Here is a 23,426-nt window from a genome sequence, read left to right as displayed (position 1 = left end):
GAGAATTCTGACGGTGAATATGTTCAGCGTCGGTCGCTCGCCGAGAGGATCGGGGACTGGCTCGAATACCGGATCGCCGTGGGGCAGGCGCGTATGGAAGGTGAAGCCCCGTACAAGGAAGCGGAAATCGCCCGCAAGGTGGAGCTGCTGAATGCGAGAACAGCCCGGGAAGTGGGGCTGCTGGAGCAGCAGAACAAGCTGCGGCAGGCGCAGGTCCAGGCGCGGACCGCCCGGGCGGCCGCTCAGGGCAAGGGTGAGGCGTCCGGGTCGAAGTCCGGCGGAAGGTCCGGGGGCGGGTCCTCAGCCTCGGGTCTGGGGCGGGACAAGGGAGGGCGCAAGCCGACCTCGTCCGGTTCCAGCGGCTCTGGGAAGCCTGGCGGCGGCTCGGGGAAGGGGCCTAGCAGCGGCCGCGGGACGGGGACGAACAACTCCGGCGGCGCCGGCTCTCGAGGCAAGTCCAACGCTTCCGGGGGAGGCAACTCCCCCAAGGGGCCCGGGAAAGGGCCTGGTGACCCCTCCGGCGGCCGTAATGGCGCCGGGAAGGGCAAGGACTCTCCCAGGGGCTCCAGGGGCCTTCAGAACAGCCCTGGCGGCTCTCGCAACTCTGGCGGTTCCGGGAAGGGCGGCTCGACGGGAAACGGTGGCAGGAAGGACCGGAAGCAGGACCCGAAACGCTCCGGCCCTACGCCCGAACTCCCCCGCAACCGGCAGGAACGCAAAGGCGCTCGGCAAACAGCACGTCAGCAGCGGCGCGCCGCCGACCAAGCCGCTGCCCTCACCGACCGTTCCAAGGACCGCGACCAGGCGCGTGGGAACCAGCAGGCCGACCACGAGGAACGCCGGAGGAAGAAGGCCGAGCGCGCGAAGGCGAAGGCGGACAGGGTGCAGGCGAAACGCACCCGGGAGGAGGCGAAACAGCAGGAGGAAGAGGCGAAACGGCAGAAGGAGGGAACGAAGTCATCCGGGCGCACCACCCTGGGCCAGGCTGTCGGCGAGGAGGCGCAGCGCCGGTGGGACAAGCGGCGCTCGCAGGAGAGTGTCAAGCCGGAGGCCGCGGGCGAGTCCAAGGCCGAGGCCGGGCCGGAGGGTAAGTCGAAGGACGTCCCCACGGAGGGTACGAAGCCGCCGAAGTCCGGTCCCGCAGGCGCCGCGGATCCGTCGGGCCCGGGCGGCAGCGCGAAGGGCGACGGGGCCCCGTCGGGTGGCTCTGACGCAGGCGCTGGCGGGACACCCAAGGGCTGGACACGCAAGTTTAGGAGACGCAGGGACGGGACGCCGAAGGGTGGGCCCGACTCCGGGAGTACCCCGTCGGCCGATGGGCCGGGTTGGCCGGGCAACCGGGAGGAGAGCGCGGAGTGGGTCGGCCGCGAGGGGCGGAAGCAGAATCGCCCCGCTTCGGACGAGGAGTACATCCCGGACGCGGAGGTCATCACGCGCAGCCTGCCTCCGGCTCCCGAGCCTCATACCGAGCGTCCGGGCACGTCCCGGCTTGCTGAAGAGGAGAGCAACGTGGGCAGCACGAAGCCGCCGGCATCGAATACGGGTGGCCTGGCCGCTCAGCACCGCACCAACGTCACCTTCGACGAGTACTTGGTCGAGATCGCGAACGTCGCGCTGGCTTCCGGCTCGGACAAGGACGAGGCGAAGGCGATCGCCACCGTCACCGGCAAGATCGCGGACCGTCTGCGGGAGATGGCCACGGACCTGGGCAACGACCACAACATCGAAACCCGGATCATCGACCTCATCTCCGATCTCGCCGACGCCGCCGCGCGTATGCAGCAGCAGGCAGAACGGTGCGCGGAGAACTGCGAGATCGCCGCCGACGCGGCTGGGCTCGCAGCTGTCGGTGTGGCCCGTACGTACCGCGAGGACCTGGACGCCATGGACGCGGGCGGCGTCACGCACGCTTCCGCCGCCGCCCACCACTAGATCGGAGCCTGTTGATGAGTAGCGAACTCGCCCGGCGGCCGGCCAACGCGCCCGCACTGTCCGACGGCGACAACCGGTACAAGTCCGTACAGCTGGCCCTGAAGAAGTTCGCGGGGGCGCTGGACAGCGCGGCCGACGAACTGGCGATCCTGCATGTGCGCATGGCCGGCAACGCGGAGCGTACGGAGACCTTGGCCGGCCACATCGCTCACGCCGACCTTGATCCCAAGTTTGTGGAGCTGACCAACACGGTGTCCGTCGCCCTGGGTGGCGCTGCCGTTGATGTGAAGAGGCTGCAGCAGACGGTGCAGGACACCGCTTCGACGGCCCATGAGGCCCAGCGCAGCCACTTGCGGATGTACGAACGCCTGGACGATGTGCGCTCCAGTCGCCGTGAGCGCACCCCGAAGCCCGGGTTCTTCGAACGCCGCTGACCACCACAACCCACCAGGAGAGGGCAGCGGCACCCCGTCGACGCGACGGGGTGCCGCTGCCCTCTCCCGTCCCCCTGTGCATGTCGTCCCGAAGGAGTTCGGCCCGTGTCCGTCCCGCGCAGCGTCGCCGTCGAACGAATCGCCTACACCCTGGCCGCGCCGGTTCTGGACGCGGCCCCGAACCTGTCACCCGACGGTGCGGTCAACACCAGCGTGCTGCTGGCCGGCGCGGCCGGTATCGGCGGCGCGTTGCTGGCCGTGAAGTCCGGCGAGGGCACCGGCCGCAAGCTGGTCCGCCTCTCCCCCGTCGTCCTGGGAGCGGCTATCGACGTTGCCGCGATGTACACCCCCGGCCTGGTCTGGGACGCGCTGCTCGCCTCCGCGTGGGCTGCGGCCGGGTGGTGCGTGCTGCCGCTCTCCCGCAGCGCCCGCCGTCACCACCGCCCCGCGCTCCCCCAGCAGCCGCGGGCCGCCGCCATCGAGGCGGCGCCTGCCACCCCCGTGGTCGTGGACGACGGCGCGGACCCCTTCACCCGCGACGTGCGGATGCTGTGGGCGCGGGCCGGAGCACCGGGCAGCACCGTCGTCGTCCACGTCGACCGGCACCCCGGAACCCAGCACGACCTGACGATGCTGCTGCGCGCCGCCGAGCCCGGCCGCCCGATCACCGGGTTGTCCGAGGCGGGCGTCGCGGCCGCGTTCGGTGTCGATGACCGCCCGGACGTCGTGCGGTTCGCTCCGGTGGTGCAGCAGCCCGGCCGCCAGGGCGGGCCGGGCTGGCTGGAGGTGCGCCTGACCCCGGACGAGGCGTTGCGCCGCCGGAAGGATCCGACGCTGCAGGAGTGGTGGGCCGACCGGCTGGGAGGTGAGCGCGGTCCGGTTCCCGGTTCGCTGTTCGTGGAGAGGATCCGCGACAAGGAACGCAAGGTCACCCACTTCAGGGCCCAGGTCCCGCAGGAGCAGGGCGAACCGGACGTCAGCCTGCATACCCTCGCGGGGGTGCTCGGTACGAAGTATGACGAGGGCCGTCTGTTCGTCACGATCGACGGTAACGAGGTCCTCGTGTCGCTCTGGGACACCTCGCCGCTGGCCCAGGTCTTCCCCGCCACGCGGGAGCTCCTGACGCCGGACGCGGACGGGTGGTGGGTGACCGGCTACCTCGGTAACGGGCAGCCGGCCCGCAACCGGGTCTACACCGACCGGGGTGCTGCTCACGGTTTGTTCGTCGCCCCGTCCGGTGGCGGCAAGACTCAGCTGATGGCGCTCAACATCGCAGCCGACGCCCTGTACGGGGCGGTCGTCATGCTGGCCACCGAGGCCCCTGATGAGAAGACCGCTGCGCTTGGTCGGCACACCTTCACGTACGGCGTCGGCGCCCTGTACATGATCCGTCTCCTGCGGGCCGTGGTTGCGCTGATGGAGATCCGCGGCGAGATGGTCTGGGAGGACGGACAGTGCCACGACTGGGACCCCGAGCTGCCGGGCTGCCCCTACCGGCTGCTGGCCGCCTACCTCGATGAGTTCCTCTCCGCGGCCCGCGACGGCCTGTACGGGGCGGAGATCATGGATCTGGCCGAGCTGGTGTCGGTCAAGGGCCGTAAGTACGGCGTGGGCCTCAACGTGGCCGGACAGTCCATCTATGTGCAGGACGGGTTCACGCAGCTGTTGGTGGAGAACCTGCGCGACAACGGGATCCCGGTCGTCCTCAAGGTCGCCCCGAAGAAGGTGACCGACATGTTCAAGGCCCTCGGGATTCCTGCCGAGTACGTCCCCGACCCGCTCCCCCGCAGCTTCTCCCCCGGCGAGAAGGGGCGCATCGAACGGGTCATGCGCGGCGAGCCGGAGCCGCCTGCGGACTCCAACACCGGCGGAGCCGGATGGATCGTCGAATCCAAGCAGCCCGAAGTCCTGCGGACCCTCTACATGGACTTCAAAGCCGGGATCGACGACTGCTTCCCCAGCGTCGTCGCGCACCTGACCGACTACGAGATCCGCGAGCTCGAAGTACGCGACCTGTGGTTCGACTGGACCGTGCCCCCACGCCCCGGCGAGTTCGGCCCCGAACCCACCGACGAAGACGAAGACGACAGCGAGGACGACGCCCCCAAGAAGAGCGGCGGGAAACGGCGCGGCAACTCGAAGACCGGGCAGCACCGCAACACGGTCGCCACACCCCGCCAGGCCTTGGAGGCCATCAAGCACCTCACCAACAGCTGACCACCAGTCCCCCTCCCCTGCTGCACGGACGCCGAAAGGGCGCCGCCGGACCATGCTCCCGGCGGCGCCCTTCGGCGTTCCCAGGAGCCCCGATGCCCTCCACCGACCTGGACGACCCCACCCCGAACACCAGGACCGCCGCAGTGCCGGTGGAGCTGTCCCTCGAGGAACGTCTCACCCTCGTCGAAGCAGCGATGACCGTACGGCTCGACGAAGCCAACGCCGCCTACGAGGTCAACACCGCGCACATCCCCACCACCCCCGTCGACCTGACCGACCTGGTCGCCCTTCCGCTCACCCCGACCCTCCAGCCTCCCGCCCCGCACTCGACCCCTGTCGCGGCACTGCTCCAGCGCGCCCACCACCGCCTCCTCACCGGCGGCTGGTGCGCCGGAAGCCTCCGGGACGAGGACGGCGCTCTGTGCCTGTTCGGCGCGATCCGCTTCGAGGCCCACCGAAATCTGCGCCTGGAGATGGACGCCGTCTCCGTCCTGATGGACGCGATCCGCAGCCAGTTCGGTGACCGCTTCGAGTCCGTCCCCGCCTTCAACGACTCCTTCCGCGCTGGCGACGCACGCATCCCGCTTCGGATCCTCGGCCAGGCCGCGGACCTCGCCGACGCCCGCGGCCTGTAACCCCTCCCCGGCTACCTGCCTCGTACCCGAACCGCGCTCGCGGCCTCGGGTGCGGGCCAGGCCGCCCGGCCCCCGGCACCACCACCACCCGACCAAGGAGCTGCCCGACCATGCGCGACACCGACACGCCCCGCACCACCCGGCCCGAACTGCCGACCCTCCAGGCGAAAACGCGGCCCCGCATCGAGTGGCTCGCAGCCCACCTCGCAACGCTGCACGGCTGGTGGACGGAATCCTGGGACGACGGCTTCCTGCACCGTCGTTGGGAGGACATCCGCCTGGCCCGGCGAAGGGGATGGCATGGCGCCGCGAACTGGCTCAAGGTCGGCGGCGCCGTCGTCGCCCTCTGCCTGGTGCTCATGGTGCTCGAGACCGCGGCCGACATCGTCATGTCCGTCGCGGACCGGCTGGTCGCTGCAGCTCCGACACCCGAAACGGCCAACAGTTTCTGGTCTGTGATCGACAACCCGGTCCACACCTACATCACCGCGCACACCGGGACCGGCCTCGCCCTTAGCGTGCCCGCCGTCTACGCGACCTGGCAGGCAGTCGGACTGTTCGGGCTGATCGGTGGCTTCTTCTACAACACCGGGGCCCGCATCACCTTCGTGCTCTGGGGGTGCGCATCAGTCGCCATGGTGTGGTCCGCAACCCCGGACGACAGCCGCATCATCGCCACCGCAATCGCCGTCCTGGCCTGGGCGGCCGCATCCGCCTTCGCTCTGCGCGGGCTGAGCCTGCGCCCGGTCATCCATCACTACGCCGCCGCTCCGGTATTCCAGCCGGCTTTCAGCCCCGAACTCCACATCCACGCCACCATCCCCGCTCCCGCCAGCCCTGGTGACGACGAACCGGACAACGTCCACCGCATCACCCAGCACTGACGCTCCGGTCGCTCCGCCTGGTCCTCGCTCACCCCACCCCCGCACCGCGTGAGCGAGGACCGGACAGGCCGACCGGCCTGCACCAACCGACCCACCACAGACGGAGACCCATGCCCACTCCCGAAGAGATCCAGGAGCAGCTGCGCAAGGCCGCCGAGGAGCAGCAGGAAGCTTCGCGGCGCCTGGCTGAGGAGATCGCAGCAGCAGCCCGCAGGGACGGAGGCGCCTGACACCGCTGACCGGCTTCTGCGTACCACCTGCGTCCCGCCGACACCCGTACGACGTCGGCGGGACGCGGCGCTGTCGCCCGACGACTGGAGGAGATCACTCGTGCTCGTTCCCCGCCCGCGCCGCAGGACCGGGTGCCCTCGTCCCATCTTCCCCGGCACCCGCTACCCGGTGCCCCCGCGCCGGCTGCCCGGTACCTGGAGCAGGTGATGGCTGAGCAGGACTTGGTCGACGTCGACCCGAACGAGCCCGGCGACGGCTCGTTACCCGTCTTCCGGTGGAAGCAGGCCGGGCGCGCGAACCTGGCGACCCGCCGCCAACTGTGGTCGTGGGACTGCGCCCCGGCGGTCAGGACTCCGTTGCCCGGATCGAGTGCCGGGGCGGCCGACGCTGCGCGTGGCTGGTGATGGACGGGACATGCACGACCTTGGCCTGCGAGTCGAAGCACAGCAGCCCGTGCTGGCCGGCCAGTTCGATGACGCGGGGCGCCACCTCCGCGGCCCGGCCCCACTGCATCGGCATCAGCATGAAGCCATCCGCAACGTCCGGGCCGCCGGCCACGGCGACAGCTCGTCCGTCCCCTCCACGGCCTCGGAAAGCTCGGTAACCAATGCCGCATAGAGCCCCGGCACCGCTGCAGCGGGCTGGACTGCCGTTGACTCGCCAGCGCACAGGCGCCGCAACGTCTCCGTCGCAGCTGCACTCGAGGGGCGAGTCTCTTCCGAGCACACTGCAAGATCAAAGTTCACGACGTCCCCTTGCAACGAGCACCGGCCCCGGACGAGCGGTGGTCCCTATGCGACCGCCCCGACAGCCAGCTCTCCGCTCCTCATCCTCCCAAGAGCGTTCAAGATCCAAAAATCTGAGGCGAAGAGCGAACCTGGGGAAAGTCGCTCATTCAGGCGCCGTCAGATGGTTTCGGCACACTCATCGACGAAGGCGCAGAGCCGACGGATGAGGCTCAGGGAAGAGGGGGTCGGATCCGTGGTGCCCTGCATGTGGGGCGCGTCGTGGAGCCACTGCTGCCACAGGGCGCCGGGGCCCAGGAAGCGGGCAACTTGGTCACCTTGCAGATTCAGGTCGATGAACACGAGAGCGCCCATGACCGCAGTCTGGTCGTATGCGAGGTCAGGTCGGCGAAGATAACGGTCGAGGTAGGCGACCAGCAGCTCAGAGTCGCGCGGCGTTCCGAAGCTAGCCAGGGCCACGCAATAGGCCAAGCCAGTACAGCAGACCTCGCTGGCCAGCAGAAGCTCCCCGAGGCGCTCACGGAACTCGGTCCGGCGAGAGACAGCTACGAGCCATGTCGCGGTCCTCCGCTCCCGCCACCCGCCTTCAAGAAGCGTGGTGATCTCTTCGGCGGTGATGGCTTTCGAGTCCTCGCTCAGCCTTCGCGCGAAGCGGTCGTACTCAGTATCGCGCATGCTCAGCAGGCTGCCGCTGAGCTTCATGTACCGCCGCTCGGGCGTGACGTAGCGGTGAACCAGGGCCAGCAGCTCGGGATCCTCATGGGCATGGCGCGTCACAGGGCTGATCCTGCCTCGCTCGTGTGCAGCGAGGCCACTCCCCTTTGATGCTGCGCCGCTCTTCTGCCGAAGAAAGCGGTCAGTTCCGCGCTCGGCTCCCGCCCGTGGCTTCTGGACTGGATACGGCCCTTCGGAACAAGTGCACTCTGCCGCTTTCTGGGAGGTGTGCAGAGAGGCGACGAGGGCAGGATTCGAACCTGCGTCCACCCGGGATCAGAGCCGGGCGCTCCTCCGCAGAGCTTCCTCGTAGCCACCGTGATCATTGCTTGGGCCGCTGTGCGGGTCAACTGATTTGCAGGGGCGGACGCGCCTGGGGATTGCCATCTGTCACGTCCACTCCTGAGCGGCAACACGCTTTCCTTTGCCGGAGAAGACTCCTGCCGAACGGAGAGCGCTGGCCATGAGCGGGTCGGCGACGGCGACGCCGTGTACCAGCTCGGGTGTCCGCCGGAAGGCGACGGCCTCAGCCGCTGGCCTGGGAGCCGTCCAGGCGCCGGCTATCGGGTCCACCCGATGCCGGACGCAGGCTCCTTCGACGAGCGAACGTGGGCATTCCTTCTCACCCCGCAGTACTTCCCAGGGCAGAGGAAGGTCCGCCCAGACGTAGGTGTCCGGGTGCAGCCCGCCGCCGCTCATGCGGTGCCAGTACGCCACATCGGCTGCCATCAGGCGGGGCACCTTGCCGGGGCAGATCCGATCCAGGATCTCGTCCTGCCCAAGCTCGGTCAGCAGCGCGAACCAGTGGGCCCGGGCCGTATTCCATGCCTGTGCGGCCTGGTTCCACGTCGACGAGTCATCGCCACGGCGCACGATCATCGTGTCGCGTTCCAGCGGATGCCGGTTCCAGGCGTCCTCCAGTAGACCGGCGGCCTGGCGCAGGAAGCCGTTCCACCGAACCAGCAGCTGGGTGAGGTCCTGGTCGGATACCTGGGCCAGCACTTCAGCTGTGGGGTGCACATGCGCGACCGCGTACCAGCAGGCCCGCTCGGGGCAATTCCTCAGGCGCTGGAACAGGGCCTCGGCGACCTCGTCGTAGACCTGACGCTGCCGGCCGTTGGTGAAGACGCTGCGCATGTAGCCTCGTGCCGCGACGTAGGCGATGAAGGCCGCCGTGTCCGTGTCTGTGGCGAAGAGTTCGTACGGCAGGACGTGCGCGAGGGCACCTTTGCCGGTGATGGCCACTTCGCGTCGGCGCTGCTCGTGGATGAGCCGGGCCAGTTTGGCTTCCATCCGGCGCAGTAGTCGGAAACGCTTGTTGTACTGGCGTTTGGAAATCTCCCCGAGGCCCGCCGCCGTACGCTCGGTCCGGTTGAGGCGGTCCATGCCGAAGTCGTTCTGCCCGTACGAGCGGCCGATCTCCTCACCCGCTCGCCGGATCACCACCTCGATCTGGGCTGGATCATCCCCGGCGTTGTCCGGAAGGTCCGGCACGTTCATGAACAGGTTTGCCGCGCGGGCAAGCTGGCACTGTGCGCCAACCGGACGGGCGAACTCCTCCCGCATGGAGGTATAGCCGTGCCAGAGGTTGCGCAGCGAGTGCTCAGCCGCTTTGGCAAGCGCCGCCTCGGTCGCTGTATCGAGGTCAGTGTCTTGGGCGGCGTACAGATCCTGAATGAGCCGGGCCACATCTTCCGGACGCTTGCGCAGTGTGAGCGAGGCGTGCAGTTCACGGAGCAGCTGTTCGAATCTGGGCGACGGCATGAGGCTCACCTTGTCATCACCACGACTGGGTCTCCACTGCTTATCCGCATACCGCAGTCACAGAGGCGAGCTACGCAGCGTTGGTCTCGGCGTACCCCTCGATGGTCGGCCTTGGCTCCGAACTGACTCGCCGCTCTGCGTTGCTTGCGCCCAGGAATACGACAGCTCAGGAACGTGCGCAGCGCCAGTACCGCTCAAGACCCTGGGGTCCTGTTTGGAGTGCTACGACGGCACCCCAGCCGACCCAGCCACCTCACCACTCCCACGACCAAGCACCTGCTTGCCGCCTGATCCGAGAGGACACCAGCCCAGGCGTCCTGCTTTCCGATCACTCGTTTCAAGATCAGAGGAGAGACCAGCATGCACCGTCCCGGCATCTTCGCCTCGCTGCTCGGCCTGACTCGCGCTGCCAGCAACGTCGGTGACTTCTGGGTTCAGAGCGACTTTTGCGCCCGTGTGAAGGGCGCTTCCGATGACCATCCGGTCACCTACACGGACCCGCGGACGAAGCAGGAGACCACTCACGGCACGGCCGCCGGCCGTCAGACGTGCCTGCACCATTGCCTGACGTAATACACGGTCACGCAGGCGATCGTGGTCGGGGCGGGCGCCCACGCCCTGGGTATCCGCGTTCACCCCGCGGCGGCCGCAGCGGCGCTCGCGGTTTCCTTCGGTACCCACTACGCAGCGGACCGTCGGGTGCCCGGCGAGGGTCTCTTGGAGAAGCTCGCCACCCGGACCGGATCGACGGACTTCTACCGCCTGGCTTCGCACGGGATGAACGGCGCGTTCCAGCTCGATTCCGCGTGGCACCACGGCTGGGAAACGGTCGCCGCTCTCATCGCCACCACCAGGGCGAGCGCCCGGTGACCGGCCGCTCCCCTACCTGCCTGGACCGCGGTTCCTTCCGGACCGGCATGGCCGCTCCGGCCCTCCAGCAGGTGCACGACGACTTCACTCCCGACGGCACCGAACTCACCCGCGCCACCTACTCTGAGGCTCTCGCTGCGTACCCTGACGGGCGGGCCATCCTCGCCGACGTCGGCAAGCGCGCTGGCCGTTGACCCCATCTGCCGTTGCTGTCGGCACCGTTGGTTGCCGTGCCGCTCGCGTCCCGATGAACGGGCGGAGCGGCACGGCCCCTTCAGTAGCCGCGGCCTGGTGCAGAGAGGGAGGCACCGTCCGGGGCTCGGTCGCTTCACCGTGGACCGGCCCACGCCGCACCACACCCAGACGCGTCTAATTATGCTGCGGTTTTCCGTGTCGGGTGGGGGGGTGCCCCTCCCTCCCGCATGTGCGGCCGAATGATCCCGGCCAGGCACACACCAGCACACCGACACAGTGCAGAGCTGCCTAACCAGCACAGCAACAGCCGACTCACCACGCCACGACCGGTACTCACCACGCCGCACGCAACTCACCACGAGCGGTTACCAGACCGTGACCCCGCAGGGAGTCCTGTGGTGAGCAAACCGGTGAGTACCCACCGGTTCAGTACGTGAGCGCCCACTGCGCACCCATCACCCATCACCCAGCGAAGGAAGGGCACTCCCATGCCCCAGCCCACTCAGCGCCGGATCACCAAGGAGTTCGCCGACGCGCTCCTGTCCACCGGCAGCGTCGCGACGAGCCTCGTCATCGGCGTCGCCGCCGTCCACGCAGCCTGGATCCTCGCCCCCGCCAACTGGTTCGGCGACCTCCGGATCATCGTCGCCGGCGCGCTCTGCGTCGCCGTCGCGGCTGGCGCCGAAAGCATCCTCGGGATCGTCCTCGACCCGCTGCGCTGTCGCCTGTGGGCGACCTCAACCACCACCGCGGTACGCGCAGTCAGGCCCACTCCCCCGGTCGCCGAGACGCAGGAGGAGGGCCTGGCCCAGATCACTGCGGCTACCGAGGCCGACTCCGCACACCGGGCGGCCATCGCCTCCTGGTCCCTGGACCACGGCGCGCTCTTCAGCTCCGAGGACCGCTGGCGCGGCTACGCGAACGGCGAATCCACCTTCTACGTCGCCCCCGGTGTGGTCCTGCACTACCGCCTCGCGGACGGCCGCCTCGCCCAGCCCGAGTTCACCCTGCTCACCGGCGACGCGGATGGCCCGGTAGATGTCCTCACCGTCCGCGACGTCCTCCAGTACCTCATCAGTCAGAAGAAGGCGGAAGCCCCGGCCCGGGCAGCTCTGGCCGGGGAGGCGCCCGAGGAGCGGAGTGCACTGCCTGTGTCGATGCCCTCCGAGGCCACCGCCAGCGAGCTGGCGTTCTGATCCCGCGCCCGGTCTGACGGCCCTGTGTGCCGTCCCCGGCCCGAGCAGAAGAGGGCCGGGGACGGTGTGCAAGACCGGAAAGCCCGGCACCCCGACGGACACGGGCGCTGCACGAACTCGACACCGCCCCGGGCGCCCCCGCCACCTGTGACTACCGGCTACTCATCCGGTCCGCCAGCCACGCCGACCAGGACCACGACAGCTTCGACACACCACTCCAGGACGGCTGGCGGCACCGCGCCGACAACCCTTGGCCGCGACCGCCCTCGCGGCCGAGCCGACCGACCCGACGCCTGCAAGGAGCACCGCATGACCTACGAGACCGATCTTTCCGAGGCCAAGCGCACGGGCCGCGCCTGGGGGTGTACCTGCGGAGCCGATAACCCGCCCACCTACGACTGCTGTCACGCTTGCCAGCGTCCGTCGTGGACCTGTGCCGTCTGCCGCGCCGTCAACACCGTCGGTCGCAGCGAGTGCGACGAGCGCGGCGGCACGATGCCCGCGGAGCTCCTGGGAGACCGAGAGGAAGGCTTCGAGATGACCTGGGAGGAGTGGATCGCCACCCAGATCGGGCCCCGCGTCGTCGGCGGCCACTACGCCCACGGTGACGACGCTACCGCCTACGAGGTCCTCGACATCGACCCCGGCCCCCGCCCGGCCTGGCCCATCTGGCAGATCACCGTGCGCCGCGCCAACGGCCAGGTCCACACGCACTGCTCCCGCTGGGACTCCCGACGTGACCGCGACCGCGGCACCGAGCCGCTTCCCGCTTCGGCACCTACGATCCGCTGCCCGCGGGACGGCGGCCGCGCCGAGGAGTACTAGGTTCGCAACCCCGACACCGGCGACGTCTTCGATCGCGCTCGGTGCACCCACTGCCGCCACTCGTGGGACCTGGATCCGGGCGCCGACGCCTTGCGCCGGTCCTGCGGCGGGTCAGGAGATCCAGGGGCTCAGCTGCGAACCGCGCTCCTCGCACTGCGTTGTGGGTGTGCCGGCACCGCCGGTTCTTAACGTCCTCAGCCGAAGCGTCAGCAGTAGTGACCCCGGGACAGCCGCCTTGCTTGCCGGTCGACGGCTGTCCCGGGCCACCCATCCCGTACGCGACGCGAGAGAGATTCCAGTATGGACGCCGCCACGCCCTTAGGCACCAGCTCCGCACAGCGCGCTCTGCTCATCACGACGCTCGCCGTGCCGCTGACCGGCTGGACCATGCACGCCGTCGCCCTGCACCGAAAGCTGGCGGCAGCCCGACGCTTCCCTGTCAAGTCGGCGTGTTGATCTGCGCCCTGGAATGGTCAGACAGGGATCTTGGCGGTGTAGATCCACATTGGGATATCGCCGTGACGCGTCACAACTTGAGCAGGATCGAACTCCGGACGGAAACCGCGAGGCTTGAGTCTGCGGACCTCGTCGTGGACCTCTTCACTGACCGCCACGGCGAGACGAACTGCAGGACTGCCAATAGTCGCTCGCAGCGGCGCGGCGTCCAGCATCCTGGCCGCCGTGTTGAGGCTGGCGCCGTACCAGCCGTTCTCGCCAGCCGTCGCCGTGCCCTGGGTCACTGCCACACGCACCTGAAGTGGTGCTTCAGCCGATCGCTGATCGACAATGAGTCGCTGCAGGTGCAGCAGAAACCCTACGAGAGGACCGATGTCCGCTTGCTCTGCTGGAAGCAGCAGGAGCAGGCCGTCTCCTCTGCTCATGGTGCGGGCGGCTGAGCTGAAACCAGCGATGCTCAGCGCTTCCTTGACGTCGTCGTAGAACCGCTGCTGCAGGGACACCTGCATTGGGTACGTTGCCCTTGAAAACCCCGCGACATCGGCTCCGATGATCCAAAAAGCCGAGACTATTGCTGTGCTCGGAGTGCTCGAATCGGATGATGCGACGTTGCCAGGCGCGATCACTGAGCGGGCAGCGTTCGTCCAGAGCTCGTGGAATCGCTTGACCTCCTGCTCGGCAGACCTGCGAGGAGAGCGAGCACTCAGGACTTCGACGAGAGCCTCCACCGTCTCCCACTGGGGGCGGGCGATGCCCGTAAGAGCGTCGTGCAGGCCACTTCGGCTGATGCTCTTCCCCAAGGCCCGGTACATAGTGGAAAGCGACGGCAGGCCCGCATCCAGGTGAAGCTCATGTAGGGCGTCGTTCAGATCTTTCAGGGGACCGTCACTGATGACAGGTCGTCGCAACTCTCCCGGTCGTCCCATTCGTTGGCCTCTCCTGCGTCCAGAACCGTCCAGAACCGTCCGCTGAGCATCGCAGAGTGTCCAGCCCCGTCGGATCCCATAGCTACACGTTCAGAGGCCGTACCTGGGGATGAAGGTGTTCTCAGGCGCTCTACCGATGCGCCGCTCGAACCGCCAGCCAGGCTGGCTGTACTCGAAAGAGGTCACTATGGACGGGATCGACGTGCGAACCGCTTTTCTCTTCAGCCTCGTCGCGGTGGTTGGCTACATCGCCTACCAGAAGCCGGCACTGGGTACAGCCCTTGCAGTTGCCCTGGCGTTTGGTCTCTTTGCCGACCACTACCTGCGGCGTCAGTGAGCGGGCGTGCAGATCTTCATCAGCAGGACGCTGTAATCGACGAGACTGGCGATACGGGACCGCGCCGATCGCTACCTCACGAGGCACCGCGCCGTCCCGGCCATGGCAGGGACGGCGCGGTGCCGTCAGCCCGTTCGCGAGGCCTCTTCCGCCCAGACGATCACGTCTTCGTCGTCGGCCGAGGCTTCGGAGGTGACGATCAGGGCGTGGGGGACTCGCGCGGCGGTCTGTTCAGAGCGAGAGCGTGTCCGCCTCTGTCTCCTGGAGGTTTGCGGGGAAGAAGCCGTGTCTGGCTGGCCCTGTTCCGGTGAAGCGGTAGACGCGGGCTTCGGACAGGACATTTAGGGGCGGGTCACCGTTCTCGATGATGACGACCTGACCGGGGAAGTCGAGCATGTCTGCGTAGAAGTGGTCGACGACGTGCGCGGTGAGGTCCACGTCCTCGCCGACCGGTTCGTCGTCCAGGATGGGGTCCCGATAGGTGACCACCGGTGAGTCGAGAACGATGAAGCCCGGGTGCGGTCTGCCGTTGTCCAGACAGAACTGGGCCAGCGCGGTGGTGAATGCGGAGTGCAGGACGGAGCGCACCCCCTTGCCTCGGCTGGACCGAGCGCGGCCGCCGGCTCGGATGTCCATGGCGTACTGGTCGTACTCGGCGAAGTCCACCGAGGGGGCCTTCCATGCTTCCAGGGTGCGGCGCAGTGCCTGGTCGAACGCCGTCAGGATCCGGTTGGGGACGTAGTCGGCCGGCCGCGGGGCCCCTCCTATCGTTTCTCCGTCCAGATGTGAGCGTCGCTGTTCCAGTTCGTCGATCCGCTCGTGGAGTTCGAGGTTTCGCTCGATCTCGGAGCGGGCGTGCAGATGCTCTTCCATGCGGGCGCGCATGGGGGCGAGCTGCTCCTGGGTGGCGGAGATCTCCTGGTCCATGCAGGCGGTGTCGTGCAGCAGGGATACCCGGCGCTGAGTGAGCGTCTCGAACTGGCCGAGCAGGTCCTCGATCGTGGGCAGCAGGTCGGCGAGCAGGCTGGTGGTCTTGGCGGTCTCGTTCTGGACGGCGAGGTGAAGCTGCGTCGTCTCGTGCTCGCTGTGCCCGGGGTGCTGGTGCTCGGGCTCGGCGCCGCAGAACACGCAGGTTCCCACCCGGAAGTAGCCCAACAGGCTGCCGGCTTCGGTCACCATCTCGAGGCGGTCCAGGTCGGAGCGGTACTGGTCCGCTAGCAGGCGAAACCGAGCCACCAGGTCGCCGGTCTCTGCGAGGCGGGATTCCACCGTGGCCAGTTCTTCGGCTGCCTTCATCCGGGTGGTGACGGCCGTGAGGTGCCGGTCGGTGATCACTCTTAAGGTCGTGGAATGCTCGTCGATGGAGGCCTGCAGACGCACCTGGCGGTCCCGCAGATCCCTGACGTTCTCGTTCGTGGTCAGCTTGCTCTGCAAGTCGAGGATGATCTGGTCGAGCAGAGTGATCTTGCCTTTGTTGACCCGGCGCTGTCCCGCGTTGAGGCCGGTGTCCACATCCGGATCGCTCTCACCGGTAAGCAGCAGCCGCATGACCGACGCTGCTGCGGTCTTGCCGCTGGCCGCGGCCGAGGACAGGACCGGGGACAGCGGGGCGACCATCCGTGTTTCGGGGATGACGGCGAGGTGGATGAGATCGCGCAGGGTCAGGGTGCGGCTGGCGCCGGATTCGTCTTTACGGATCCGCAGGTCGGCCAGCGCGAGTTCGTTCAGGAGGAACAGCGACAGGCTGTTCTTGCTGCGTGCGGTGTGAGCGGCTGTGACCTGGGTGTCGGCAGGAGCTGTCACCACCGAGCGGTGATCGCTGCGGTAGAGGTGGATGGTGCCGCTGTGAGGAGCCCTGAGCAAGGTCAGCGGGGAGCCGTCCGGAAGCTGCAGTCCCAGGAGGATCTGGCTGTAGCCGTCGGCTTCCGGCACCTCGGGGGCCTGGCTGCCGCCGAGCATGTAGTCGATGGATTCAGCGATGAACGACTTGCCGGTGTCGGACGCCCCGTAGATCACGGTGAGGTCCGGGCCGAATTCCACGCTCGCGGTGGGCTTGTTCATGCCCGCATAGGTGAGGTGGACCAGACGCAGTTCACTCATGGCAGGCTCCGCTGCGGGCGAGTTCAGCAGAGGCCCGTTCGATGATCTCCTGTGTCACGGCCCGGGCGTCCGACCGCGCCGCGAAGCGGTGCACCGCCCACTCGGCGCGCTCCCGCAGGGACGCGACGTAGGAGGCCTCCAGCACGTCGACGAAGACCGGCCCTCGGTCTGTGGCCCGGTACATGAGACCTCCGCTGTCGTCGACGATGCCGGCCAGACCGGCACGGATCAGCACGAGCAGCGCCTCTTCCAGGACAGCCCGTTTCATCCCGAGCTCGCCCCCACGCGCCGGCAGGGTGGGATGAAGGCTGGGCGGTCCGTCGAATTCGCCGCTGTGGAGCACCACGTGGTCCAGGGCGACCAGTCGCGCCATGTCCATGGGCTCGGGATGGCTCTCGGCCAGAAGGACGAGCGCGCGGACACCGACTTCGAGGGGGCTGTTGAGCGGGTTCACTTCTCTCCTTCCCGGCACCATGTCAGACGGTCCTCGTTCGCCAGGTGATGACATACCCCTTTGCGGGCCTTTGTTTCGACGAAGGGGGTGAGGACGGTCGGGGTCAGCTGGACGGTGCCAGCCGCGCCCATGACCGCACCGTGCCGCTCCCAGCCGTCCGGATAGGAGCGGGCTGCGACCTCCACGACGATGTCGTAAACGTCCTTCTTCACCTGTTCGAAGTACGCCGGCTGCGTGGCATCGCGAGCGAACACGCGCACCGCCTCGGCGGCGTAGAAGGCCTCACGCTGCCGCTTAAGGTGCTCATCCGCCTCCTCGATAGCGGGCACGTCCTCCAGGCCGCCGATCGCACCCGGGAAACGCTCGCGGTACACGTCCACGAGGCGCTGAACGTAGCGGGCTTCGTCCTCATGGTGCTGTGACGGCGGAAGGAGCTGCTGGGGCCCTCCTTCGAAGGGCGCGTAGGGGAAGCGGTCCACGTAGTGCGAGGTTGTCTTGTGCAGCTCGAGCATCTCGTCCAGGTCCACGCACTCGAACAGGGAGAAATCAGTGTCTGCCGCCAGCTCCTCGACGGCTTGCCGCTGTTCATCGCTGAGCTCGGTCACGAGCTTGTCCCGGGTGGTGGACAGCTCCTGCAGGAACTTCGTCCGGCACTCGGTGGGCTTTGCGAACTGCCGGGGCAGGCTGCGCGAGATCCTCGGGGCGACGAAGACGTACCGGGTGGGGACGGTGAACTCACCGGCTGCCGCGGCCACGAACATCTTGCGCATCTCCCCGGCCGCCGTGCCCCAGGACAAGGCAGCGGCATACCGCTTGCACTGGTAGTTGTGCCACGGCCCCTCCAGCCTCTGCTGCGACAGGTAGCCAGCCACGTCAACCCCGTGGTCGCCCGAGCCGCCGTGGCGTTCGACCAGGACGTACCTGGAGTCCAGCGCCGGAACCCACTCCTTGACGAACTCCTCGAACTGGTCGGGATCGTAGAAGGACACTATCTGCTTGGGTGAGGGCATCGGCGCCATGCGCAACGAAGGAGCCAGCACGGTCAGCAGCAGCGGCGGCTCTGCGCCCGCGGACCCAGCACTGTACGAATTAGACACCCCGTTATCCCCCAATTGCTCCAGGTGACAGCACGACCGCGTCCGTCCTGAGCAGACGCGATTCATACCCCTGGCCCCACCCACCAAACGACTCGTCCGGTCCGCCGTGTGCGTGCCTTGGGAAATGGCTGACGGGCGAGGGTCCATGGCGAAAAAGGGTGCGCGTGAGAGGGTGCGCCGTGCGCCCGCCGCCCGTCCCGGCTAGCCAGGTCCGGGCCCGTTCGCAGCCCGGGGCCAGAAGGCGTCACGGGCCCCGACACCGTCCGTAGGGCAGCTGACCGGCGCGCTGTGCCCTGCGTCGGCGGCAGGCGACGACTTGGCGTCGACCAGGCTGTCTTGACCTGCCCAGCTTGCCGGAACTGAGGTGGCAGCTCATCGCTGCTATGCCGTGTGGTGTAGGCGTGCTGCAGGGTGAAATCCCCTAAGCGCGCCGTCGTGCCGTGTGACGGGCTGCACAATGAGGTCCCGGGCCGAGAGCAGCGTCGAGCCGGAGGAGATCCAAGGTGGCCGATATCGAGCACGACGTTTGGGTCGGTGAGCCCGGCTGGGAGCTGATTGATGGCAGCCATGAGCTGTCCGGCCCGCCGCCCAAGATCGCCAGAACTCTCCCGGCAACAGCCCCTCTTGCACTGCCGACGGAGTACCTGACGTGGGAGTCGTTCGAGCATCTCGTGGCCGCGATCACCCGAGAGGTAGAGGGGGCCTACGAGGCCCACGTCTACGGACGGCGCGGACAGAAACAGCACGGAATCGACGTCGTCGGCTTCTTCGACAGCGAAAAGCCCCGGGTCTACCAGGCCAAGCACTACAAGACCTACTCGGCTGCCAAGCTGACGAAGGCGGTCCAGACGTTCTTGGACGGCAAAAGGCCCTTTGGATCGTCGTACCTCGTCGTGATGACAACGGCCGACGTCAGCGACACAACGATCAAAGACGAGCTTCACACGCTACGAGAGGCCAACCCGGACCTCACGGTTCGCCTGTGGGGAAAGCAGGAGCTCTCCGACAAGCTCCAGGAACACCCGCTCATCGTCACCCGCTTCTTCGGCCCAGAGACCGCCCGCCTGGTCTGCCCCAAGCTCCAACAGCCGAGCGCTGAGGCAAAGACGGCGGCCGTCGCCTCCGACGCGATGGTCCGGGGACCGGTCCAGCACCTCGACTTGCACAACGATCTGGAAGCAGCCCGCGCACTGCGCCCAGAACAGCCCGCGCGAGCGGCAGCAGAGTTTCAGCGCGTGGCCAAGGCTCTGGAGAAAGCCGGCTTCGCTGCCCACGCCCTGCAGGTTCGCCGTTCCCAGTCCGAAGCCCTCCACGAGGCCAAGGACACCGCCGCGGCCGTAGCCGTAGATCTGACGATTATGGCTGGTGAGCTGGAGAGCGGAGAACCTGGCCTGGCCCTGTCCGTGGCCCGCCGCCTGGAGATACAAGACACGGACGTGCCCGAGACGTTCGCTCGTGGGCTACAGGCCCTGGGCGCACTCGCGGCGTACGAGCACGATCACGACGTCACCCTCGATGACGTCGCCGACGCGGTCGACGCCCTCCAGGACGGGGATGCGGGACTCGCTTCGGCCTTCATGATGTTCGCTGAATGCGCGGTGGCCGAGAACCGGCTCGAGCTGATCACCGATCGCGCTGAACGGTTCGAAGCCGCCTGCCGCTCGACGTCTTCCGGGTCCCAGGAACACGCCCGCCTGCGCGCCTGCCTGGCCGACGCGGGTGTCGATGAAGGCTGGGAAGACCTGCAGCACACCATCCGATCCAGTTGGAAGCCACAGCTCGCCGCGCTGCTCATGGCCCGGCTCGGACGGAGTCTGGTTTTGCGTCAGAAGGCCCCTGCGGCTCTTGCCCGCTACGACGACGCCATTGCCCTTGCCACCGAGGCGGGTGCCCCTGACGACGCGGTGAACTGGTTGCAGACGCAGAGCCTCATCCGTGTCCGCTTCGGCCTGACCCAGCCCCTGAGCATGAATGAGGGCTATCGCCGCATCCTGACCCTGCGTGCTGCCGGTGACGGCGGCAGCGTCCTGCCCACCGGTGTGCGCTTCAGGGAGCGGGCGCTGTCCCGCATGCACAAAAAGCGGCTTGCCGATGCCTCTCAAGCTCTCATCGCCTACCGGTCGCGCTCTGCCGTCACCGCCGACTGGTCCGGGGAACACGAGGCCGAGCACCTCCTCGGGCTGCTGCACCAGAAGGCACAGCAGCCCGAACAGGCTCTGCACCACCACCTGGCCGCCGGCGATGTGGATGAGCTGGCCGATGTGGCGGAGCTCCTGCCGGAGGAGTCTCTGTCGCTCGAGCCCGACCCCGACCTCGTCAGCATGCCCAACTGGTACCGCGTCAGTGCCCTGCGCGCGGCGGCGGCAGCAGCCGATCTCGTGCCCGACGACCAGGCCAGGAAATGGCTGGACGCAGCCCTGAAGGAAATCAGCCTCGACCTCCCCGCCCCGCCACGTACGGCAAGTGCCGTCCATGCGGCCTTCGCCGCGGCGGCCGCCCTTCTGCGGGCCTCCACGGCCGAGCAGGCCCAGCAGTTCCTCTCCCTGAGCGACCCGCGCCTGGACCGTGCTCCTGGTACCCATCGCCGGACCGACCGTGAACACATGCAGGCCCTGATCGCCATTGCGCACACCCACCCGACCGTGCGCCAGGCGGCAGTCCGCTCAATGTGCCGGGCACTGTTGTGTGCCGAGCACCTCGCGGCGTCGATCCTCAACCAGGGTGTCGATGCCCTGGCCCTGTGCCCGGACATCGTCGCCGAGCAGTGCATGCAACCAGCCCGGGACAGCAACATCTACGCGGCCCTAGCACTCGTCCTTACCGGCACGCACACCGCTGACGCCGCGCCCGCGGCCCGAAGCCAACTGCCGCTTCCGCTGCCGGGAGAAGAGACCACAGAGCACCCGCGCACAAGCCCCGGCACACTCGCGCTGCTGGCTGCCGCCGTGGACATGCCGGACCGGCAGGCTTTGGCCGACAGCCTCATTGCTCACACCCTCAACCGTGAGGACGCCACCTTCCAGCGCCGCGACGCCCTGCACGCCATCGCCACCCTTGCACCACACTTGGACCACGGCACGCGGGCACGGCACTTCACGACCGCGATGGAATTCGCTCAAGGCGACCATGACGGCAGCGCCGACGACGACCTCCCCCACACGTCCTTCGACCGCATCAGCTTTGAGTTCGGCCCGGCCACGCTGCGTCATGATGGCCTTCTGGCTGCGGCATGCCTGGCAGACACCAGCCCGCAGGCAGCCGATGTAACCGCACGTGCCCTTCACCTCCTCCTGTCCGATCCCAACGCGGACCGGACCACCCTGGTGCGCGCGCTGTTCCAGCTATCCCCATCGGATGTGAATCTGGATCCGATGCTGCTGGCCATTCATCCAGATCACCTCATCCGCCTCCTCGCAGCGGCCCTGTGGTGCGCCAGCAAGGACGCCGACCCGGTCACCGGCCAGTCCCTCATCACGGACCGGCACAGGCTGGTGCGCCAATACATGGCGTCTCACGCATGCAAGGCAGACCTCGTACAAGCCCTGGCGACCGACCCGCGCCGCTCCGTCCGTTGCCGCGCCCAACAAAACCAAAGGCCCGACAGCGAGACCGGCTACACACAGTGATCGCACTGAAGCCTTTGGTGTGCTACTGAAGTCGCTACTCAAATTAATACTGCGCTACTGAAATCTCCAGAGCCGCGCGACACTCGGGGACCCTCTGGTCGCCCGCACGATCCGCGGCCACCACCTGCACACCGGAGCGATCCTCGGCGTCGCCCACCTCACCCCGCGCCACCGGGATCCCGACAACGCCCCACCCTGCAGCCCGTGGACCCACCCCGGCTCCCACCACCTCGCACTCACCGACATCCAGGAACTCCCCCGACCAGTTCCGGTGACCGGCGCGCTCGGCCCGTGGAAGCCCACCCAGGACCTCGTCGACCAGGTCCTACTGCAACTCCCCCACCTACGCCCGCCGACTTCATGGCCCCCCGGCGGACGAAGACCACCGCGTCGGCACCAGTCCCCCAGGTGGTGTTGCTGGACTGGCGCGACAGCCGCCACTTCAAGTGGGACGCCCCGTGCGTGCTGTGCCGGCAGCCCACACCGCTGCGATCACACGCAGACGAACCCGCCCACAAGACGTGCGCCGAATCCTGGAACGCCGCCCACCCCGGCGAAGTCCGCTTCGTCTCCGACCCGACACCCAAGCGGCGCACCAACGACGACCACGCCTGAATCCAGTCCATTCCACCGGCTCCCGATCGGAGGCCAGACCCTCGTGACCACCGCCCCCAGTCCCGCCGCACGGATCCCGTTCCCCCGCCCCGCGACCCCCACCGCATGCCGGAGCTCCCCCGAACTGTTCACGCACGAGCCAGGCGACACCGACCGGGAGCGGGCCGCCGAAGCCCGGACGGTCTGCTCCGCCTGCACCCTGGCACCGACGTGCCTGAAGTGGGCGCTCGCCAACCCGGAGCAGACCCCGACCGGGATCTGGGCCGGTACCAGCCCCCTGCAGCGCCGGATCCTGCGGGCCCGCCTTGCGAACCGGCTTGGCACCAACTGGGTCCGTGCCCTCTCCGCCCGGGGCCGTTGCCGGCACGACCGTGAGGCCGCAGTCCGAACCCAGCCCCTCGGCGTACGAGAGGCCCGCATCCTCCAACTGGACCGCACCTTCAACGGCCCCATGCCGATCCGGGTCCCCCCGCTCACCCCAGAGCAGCAAGCAGCGAATCGTCAGCGGCTCCTGGCCGCGCTCACCGAAAAGGCGGCCTGACCATGAACGACTCGATCATCACCCTGGACGGGTTCCTCGACGAGGAGACCGTCCCCGGGAACGCCCAGGGCACCACCGCGCGCTTCCGCCTCACCATCAGTCCCAGCGACGACACCATTGACGAGACGATGCTGCCCTGCCTGGTCACCGATCCGGCCCTTGCCTTCAGCGCACTCACCGAGCTCGTCCCCGGCGACGAGCTCCGCATCACCGGGCACCTACAGCTCCCCCAGTCGACCGGACAGCCGATGTGCCTCTACGTCCTCACGCTCGAAACCCTCACACCCCCGCCTGCGCAGTCGACCAGCGAAGTGCGCATCGAGCGCAACGGACCGTACATCTACGTCTTCGACGCCGACCACACCAGCGTGCCCGTCTGGACGGAAACCGGCACTTGGGTCGGCATCGCCGACGATGCCGCAGCCATCACGCAGCTTCTCGCCGACTACGAACGCCGGCAGGCCACGGGCAGCTCCTGACGCACGGAGCGCTGCGCACGCCTCCACTGCTGGGCAGCCAGAAGGCCCTCACCGGCAATCGGCGGTTTCTAGGGATCGTCGCAACACGTGGTCGTGTTGATCAGGCCGCGAGCAGTTTATGCAGGCGCTCGGCTGGGGTTTCCCAGCCGAGC

At 68.2% G+C, this 23,426-nt stretch carries 22 protein-coding genes and 1 tRNA gene; 15 read left to right on the top strand and 8 right to left on the bottom strand.

Annotated elements, in window-relative coordinates:
* Window positions 1-93: 93 nt before the first annotated feature.
* From ACFYY2_RS34085 to ACFYY2_RS34065, 5 genes are all read left to right on the top strand, one after another.
* Window positions 94-1,932, top strand: coding sequence for an ATP/GTP-binding protein (locus ACFYY2_RS34085; RefSeq protein WP_388750441.1), 1,839 nt, complete (start codon window positions 94-96; stop codon window positions 1,930-1,932).
* Window positions 1,933-1,946: 14 nt separating this feature from the next.
* The gene (locus tag ACFYY2_RS34080) at window positions 1,947-2,366 is read left to right on the top strand and encodes a conjugal transfer protein TraB (protein WP_388750437.1); all 420 of its coding nucleotides are present in this window, start codon (window positions 1,947-1,949) and stop codon (window positions 2,364-2,366) included.
* Between the two features lie 105 nt (window positions 2,367-2,471).
* Window positions 2,472-4,583 carry a chromosome segregation protein ParM gene (locus tag ACFYY2_RS34075; RefSeq protein ID WP_388750434.1) on the top strand — a complete coding sequence of 704 codons (2,112 nt, stop codon included), beginning with the start codon at window positions 2,472-2,474 and terminating at the stop codon, window positions 4,581-4,583.
* A 92-nt stretch (window positions 4,584-4,675) separates the two neighbouring features.
* On the top strand, window positions 4,676-5,218 hold the full coding sequence (locus ACFYY2_RS34070; RefSeq protein WP_388750432.1) for a hypothetical protein: 543 nt from the start codon (window positions 4,676-4,678) through the stop codon (window positions 5,216-5,218).
* A gap of 110 nt (window positions 5,219-5,328) precedes the next feature.
* Complete coding sequence (locus tag ACFYY2_RS34065; protein WP_388750428.1) at window positions 5,329-6,102, top strand: hypothetical protein; 774 nt, start codon at window positions 5,329-5,331, stop codon at window positions 6,100-6,102.
* Window positions 6,103-6,678: 576 nt separating this feature from the next.
* On the opposite strand, the gene ACFYY2_RS34060 is transcribed toward ACFYY2_RS34065, so the two are convergent.
* The 4 genes from ACFYY2_RS34060 to ACFYY2_RS34045 all read right to left on the bottom strand — a co-directional run bounded on the left by ACFYY2_RS34060 (window position 6,679) and on the right by ACFYY2_RS34045 (window position 9,557).
* Window positions 6,679-6,858 carry a hypothetical protein gene (locus ACFYY2_RS34060; RefSeq protein WP_388750425.1) on the bottom strand — a complete coding sequence of 60 codons (180 nt, stop codon included), beginning with the start codon at window positions 6,856-6,858 and terminating at the stop codon, window positions 6,679-6,681.
* A gap of 380 nt (window positions 6,859-7,238) precedes the next feature.
* Entirely contained in the window at window positions 7,239-7,856 is a 618-nt protein-coding gene (locus tag ACFYY2_RS34055) for a DUF6000 family protein (protein WP_388750422.1), read from the bottom strand.
* A gap of 176 nt (window positions 7,857-8,032) precedes the next feature.
* Window positions 8,033-8,104 (bottom strand) — tRNA-Gln (locus ACFYY2_RS34050).
* Window positions 8,105-8,183: 79 nt separating this feature from the next.
* On the bottom strand, window positions 8,184-9,557 hold the full coding sequence (locus ACFYY2_RS34045; protein WP_388750419.1) for a hypothetical protein: 1,374 nt from the start codon (window positions 9,555-9,557) through the stop codon (window positions 8,184-8,186).
* A gap of 360 nt (window positions 9,558-9,917) precedes the next feature.
* Here ACFYY2_RS34045 and ACFYY2_RS34040 point away from each other — a divergent pair, with 360 nt between their 5' ends.
* The 5 genes from ACFYY2_RS34040 to ACFYY2_RS34020 all read left to right on the top strand — a co-directional run bounded on the left by ACFYY2_RS34040 (window position 9,918) and on the right by ACFYY2_RS34020 (window position 12,643).
* Window positions 9,918-10,130, top strand: coding sequence for a hypothetical protein (locus ACFYY2_RS34040; RefSeq protein WP_388750416.1), 213 nt, complete (start codon window positions 9,918-9,920; stop codon window positions 10,128-10,130).
* Window positions 10,131-10,151: 21 nt separating this feature from the next.
* Complete coding sequence (locus tag ACFYY2_RS34035; RefSeq protein ID WP_388750414.1) at window positions 10,152-10,427, top strand: hypothetical protein; 276 nt, start codon at window positions 10,152-10,154, stop codon at window positions 10,425-10,427.
* Window positions 10,424-10,621, top strand: a complete 198-nt coding sequence (locus ACFYY2_RS34030; protein WP_388750411.1) for a hypothetical protein — start codon at window positions 10,424-10,426, stop codon at window positions 10,619-10,621. Before ACFYY2_RS34035 ends, ACFYY2_RS34030 begins: the two co-directional genes overlap by 4 nt.
* A gap of 489 nt (window positions 10,622-11,110) precedes the next feature.
* On the top strand, window positions 11,111-11,818 hold the full coding sequence (locus tag ACFYY2_RS34025) for a hypothetical protein (protein ID WP_388750408.1): 708 nt from the start codon (window positions 11,111-11,113) through the stop codon (window positions 11,816-11,818).
* 309 nt (window positions 11,819-12,127) lie between these two features.
* The gene (locus ACFYY2_RS34020) at window positions 12,128-12,643 is read left to right on the top strand and encodes a hypothetical protein (protein WP_388750405.1); all 516 of its coding nucleotides are present in this window, start codon (window positions 12,128-12,130) and stop codon (window positions 12,641-12,643) included.
* 473 nt (window positions 12,644-13,116) lie between these two features.
* Here the strand turns inward: ACFYY2_RS34020 and ACFYY2_RS34015 are convergent, their stop codons facing one another.
* Window positions 13,117-13,602, bottom strand: coding sequence for a hypothetical protein (locus tag ACFYY2_RS34015; RefSeq protein WP_388750404.1), 486 nt, complete (start codon window positions 13,600-13,602; stop codon window positions 13,117-13,119).
* Window positions 13,603-14,212: 610 nt separating this feature from the next.
* Between ACFYY2_RS34015 and ACFYY2_RS34010 the strand changes: the two genes are divergently transcribed.
* Window positions 14,213-14,362 (top strand): hypothetical protein, encoded by a 150-nt coding sequence (locus tag ACFYY2_RS34010; RefSeq protein ID WP_388750401.1) that lies wholly within the window; start codon window positions 14,213-14,215, stop codon window positions 14,360-14,362.
* A gap of 231 nt (window positions 14,363-14,593) precedes the next feature.
* Here the strand turns inward: ACFYY2_RS34010 and ACFYY2_RS34005 are convergent, their stop codons facing one another.
* From ACFYY2_RS34005 to ACFYY2_RS33995, 3 genes are read right to left on the bottom strand one after another with little or no spacing between them, the layout of a single operon-like run.
* Entirely contained in the window at window positions 14,594-16,462 is a 1,869-nt protein-coding gene (locus ACFYY2_RS34005; protein ID WP_388750399.1) for a hypothetical protein, read from the bottom strand.
* Window positions 16,455-16,916 (bottom strand): ABC-three component system middle component 2, encoded by a 462-nt coding sequence (locus tag ACFYY2_RS34000; RefSeq protein ID WP_388750397.1) that lies wholly within the window; start codon window positions 16,914-16,916, stop codon window positions 16,455-16,457. Before ACFYY2_RS34000 ends, ACFYY2_RS34005 begins: the two co-directional genes overlap by 8 nt.
* On the bottom strand, window positions 16,913-18,013 hold the full coding sequence (locus ACFYY2_RS33995) for an ABC-three component system protein (protein WP_388750395.1): 1,101 nt from the start codon (window positions 18,011-18,013) through the stop codon (window positions 16,913-16,915). The genes ACFYY2_RS34000 and ACFYY2_RS33995 overlap by 4 nt, the downstream gene beginning before the upstream one ends.
* Before the next feature lie 503 nt (window positions 18,014-18,516).
* Here ACFYY2_RS33995 and ACFYY2_RS33990 point away from each other — a divergent pair.
* The 4 genes from ACFYY2_RS33990 to ACFYY2_RS33975 all read left to right on the top strand — a co-directional run bounded on the left by ACFYY2_RS33990 (window position 18,517) and on the right by ACFYY2_RS33975 (window position 23,274).
* Window positions 18,517-21,639, top strand: coding sequence for a restriction endonuclease (locus tag ACFYY2_RS33990; RefSeq protein WP_388750393.1), 3,123 nt, complete (start codon window positions 18,517-18,519; stop codon window positions 21,637-21,639).
* Window positions 21,640-21,999: 360 nt separating this feature from the next.
* Complete coding sequence (locus ACFYY2_RS33985; protein WP_388750391.1) at window positions 22,000-22,254, top strand: hypothetical protein; 255 nt, start codon at window positions 22,000-22,002, stop codon at window positions 22,252-22,254.
* Between the two features lie 43 nt (window positions 22,255-22,297).
* A complete protein-coding gene (locus tag ACFYY2_RS33980; RefSeq protein ID WP_388750389.1) occupies window positions 22,298-22,795 on the top strand; it encodes a WhiB family transcriptional regulator in 498 nt (165 codons plus the stop codon).
* A gap of 2 nt (window positions 22,796-22,797) precedes the next feature.
* Window positions 22,798-23,274: a hypothetical protein gene (locus ACFYY2_RS33975; RefSeq protein WP_388750386.1), complete on the top strand. Its 477-nt coding sequence runs from the start codon at window positions 22,798-22,800 to the stop codon at window positions 23,272-23,274.
* The last annotated feature ends 152 nt before the right edge of the window (window positions 23,275-23,426 follow it).

This window comes from Streptomyces sp. NPDC001822 (assembly GCF_042892135.1).
Taxonomy (GTDB): Bacteria; Actinomycetota; Actinomycetes; order Streptomycetales; family Streptomycetaceae; genus Streptomyces.
Note: the sequence above shows the minus strand (reverse complement) of the source record. Positions and strands in the feature narration are given on the sequence as shown.

Excerpts from the sequence above, each read along its gene's own strand:
- ACFYY2_RS34010 (WP_388750401.1), top strand. The coding sequence starts at position 14,213 with ATGGACGGGATCGACGTGCGAACCGCTTTTCTCTTCAGCCTCGTCGCG.
- ACFYY2_RS34085 (WP_388750441.1), top strand. The coding sequence starts at position 94 with ATGGAAGGTGAAGCCCCGTACAAGGAAGCGGAAATCGCCCGCAAGGTG.
- ACFYY2_RS34065 (WP_388750428.1), top strand. The coding sequence starts at position 5,329 with ATGCGCGACACCGACACGCCCCGCACCACCCGGCCCGAACTGCCGACC.
- ACFYY2_RS34040 (WP_388750416.1), top strand. The coding sequence starts at position 9,918 with ATGCACCGTCCCGGCATCTTCGCCTCGCTGCTCGGCCTGACTCGCGCT.
- ACFYY2_RS33975 (WP_388750386.1), top strand. The coding sequence starts at position 22,798 with ATGAACGACTCGATCATCACCCTGGACGGGTTCCTCGACGAGGAGACC.
- ACFYY2_RS34080 (WP_388750437.1), top strand. The coding sequence starts at position 1,947 with ATGAGTAGCGAACTCGCCCGGCGGCCGGCCAACGCGCCCGCACTGTCC.
- ACFYY2_RS34060 (WP_388750425.1), bottom strand. The coding sequence starts at position 6,858 with ATGCTGATGCCGATGCAGTGGGGCCGGGCCGCGGAGGTGGCGCCCCGC.
- ACFYY2_RS34025 (WP_388750408.1), top strand. The coding sequence starts at position 11,111 with ATGCCCCAGCCCACTCAGCGCCGGATCACCAAGGAGTTCGCCGACGCG.
- ACFYY2_RS34020 (WP_388750405.1), top strand. The coding sequence starts at position 12,128 with ATGACCTACGAGACCGATCTTTCCGAGGCCAAGCGCACGGGCCGCGCC.
- ACFYY2_RS34045 (WP_388750419.1), bottom strand. The coding sequence starts at position 9,557 with ATGCCGTCGCCCAGATTCGAACAGCTGCTCCGTGAACTGCACGCCTCG.
- ACFYY2_RS34005 (WP_388750399.1), bottom strand. The coding sequence starts at position 16,462 with ATGAGTGAACTGCGTCTGGTCCACCTCACCTATGCGGGCATGAACAAG.
- ACFYY2_RS34070 (WP_388750432.1), top strand. The coding sequence starts at position 4,676 with ATGCCCTCCACCGACCTGGACGACCCCACCCCGAACACCAGGACCGCC.
- ACFYY2_RS33985 (WP_388750391.1), top strand. The coding sequence starts at position 22,000 with ATGGCCCCCCGGCGGACGAAGACCACCGCGTCGGCACCAGTCCCCCAG.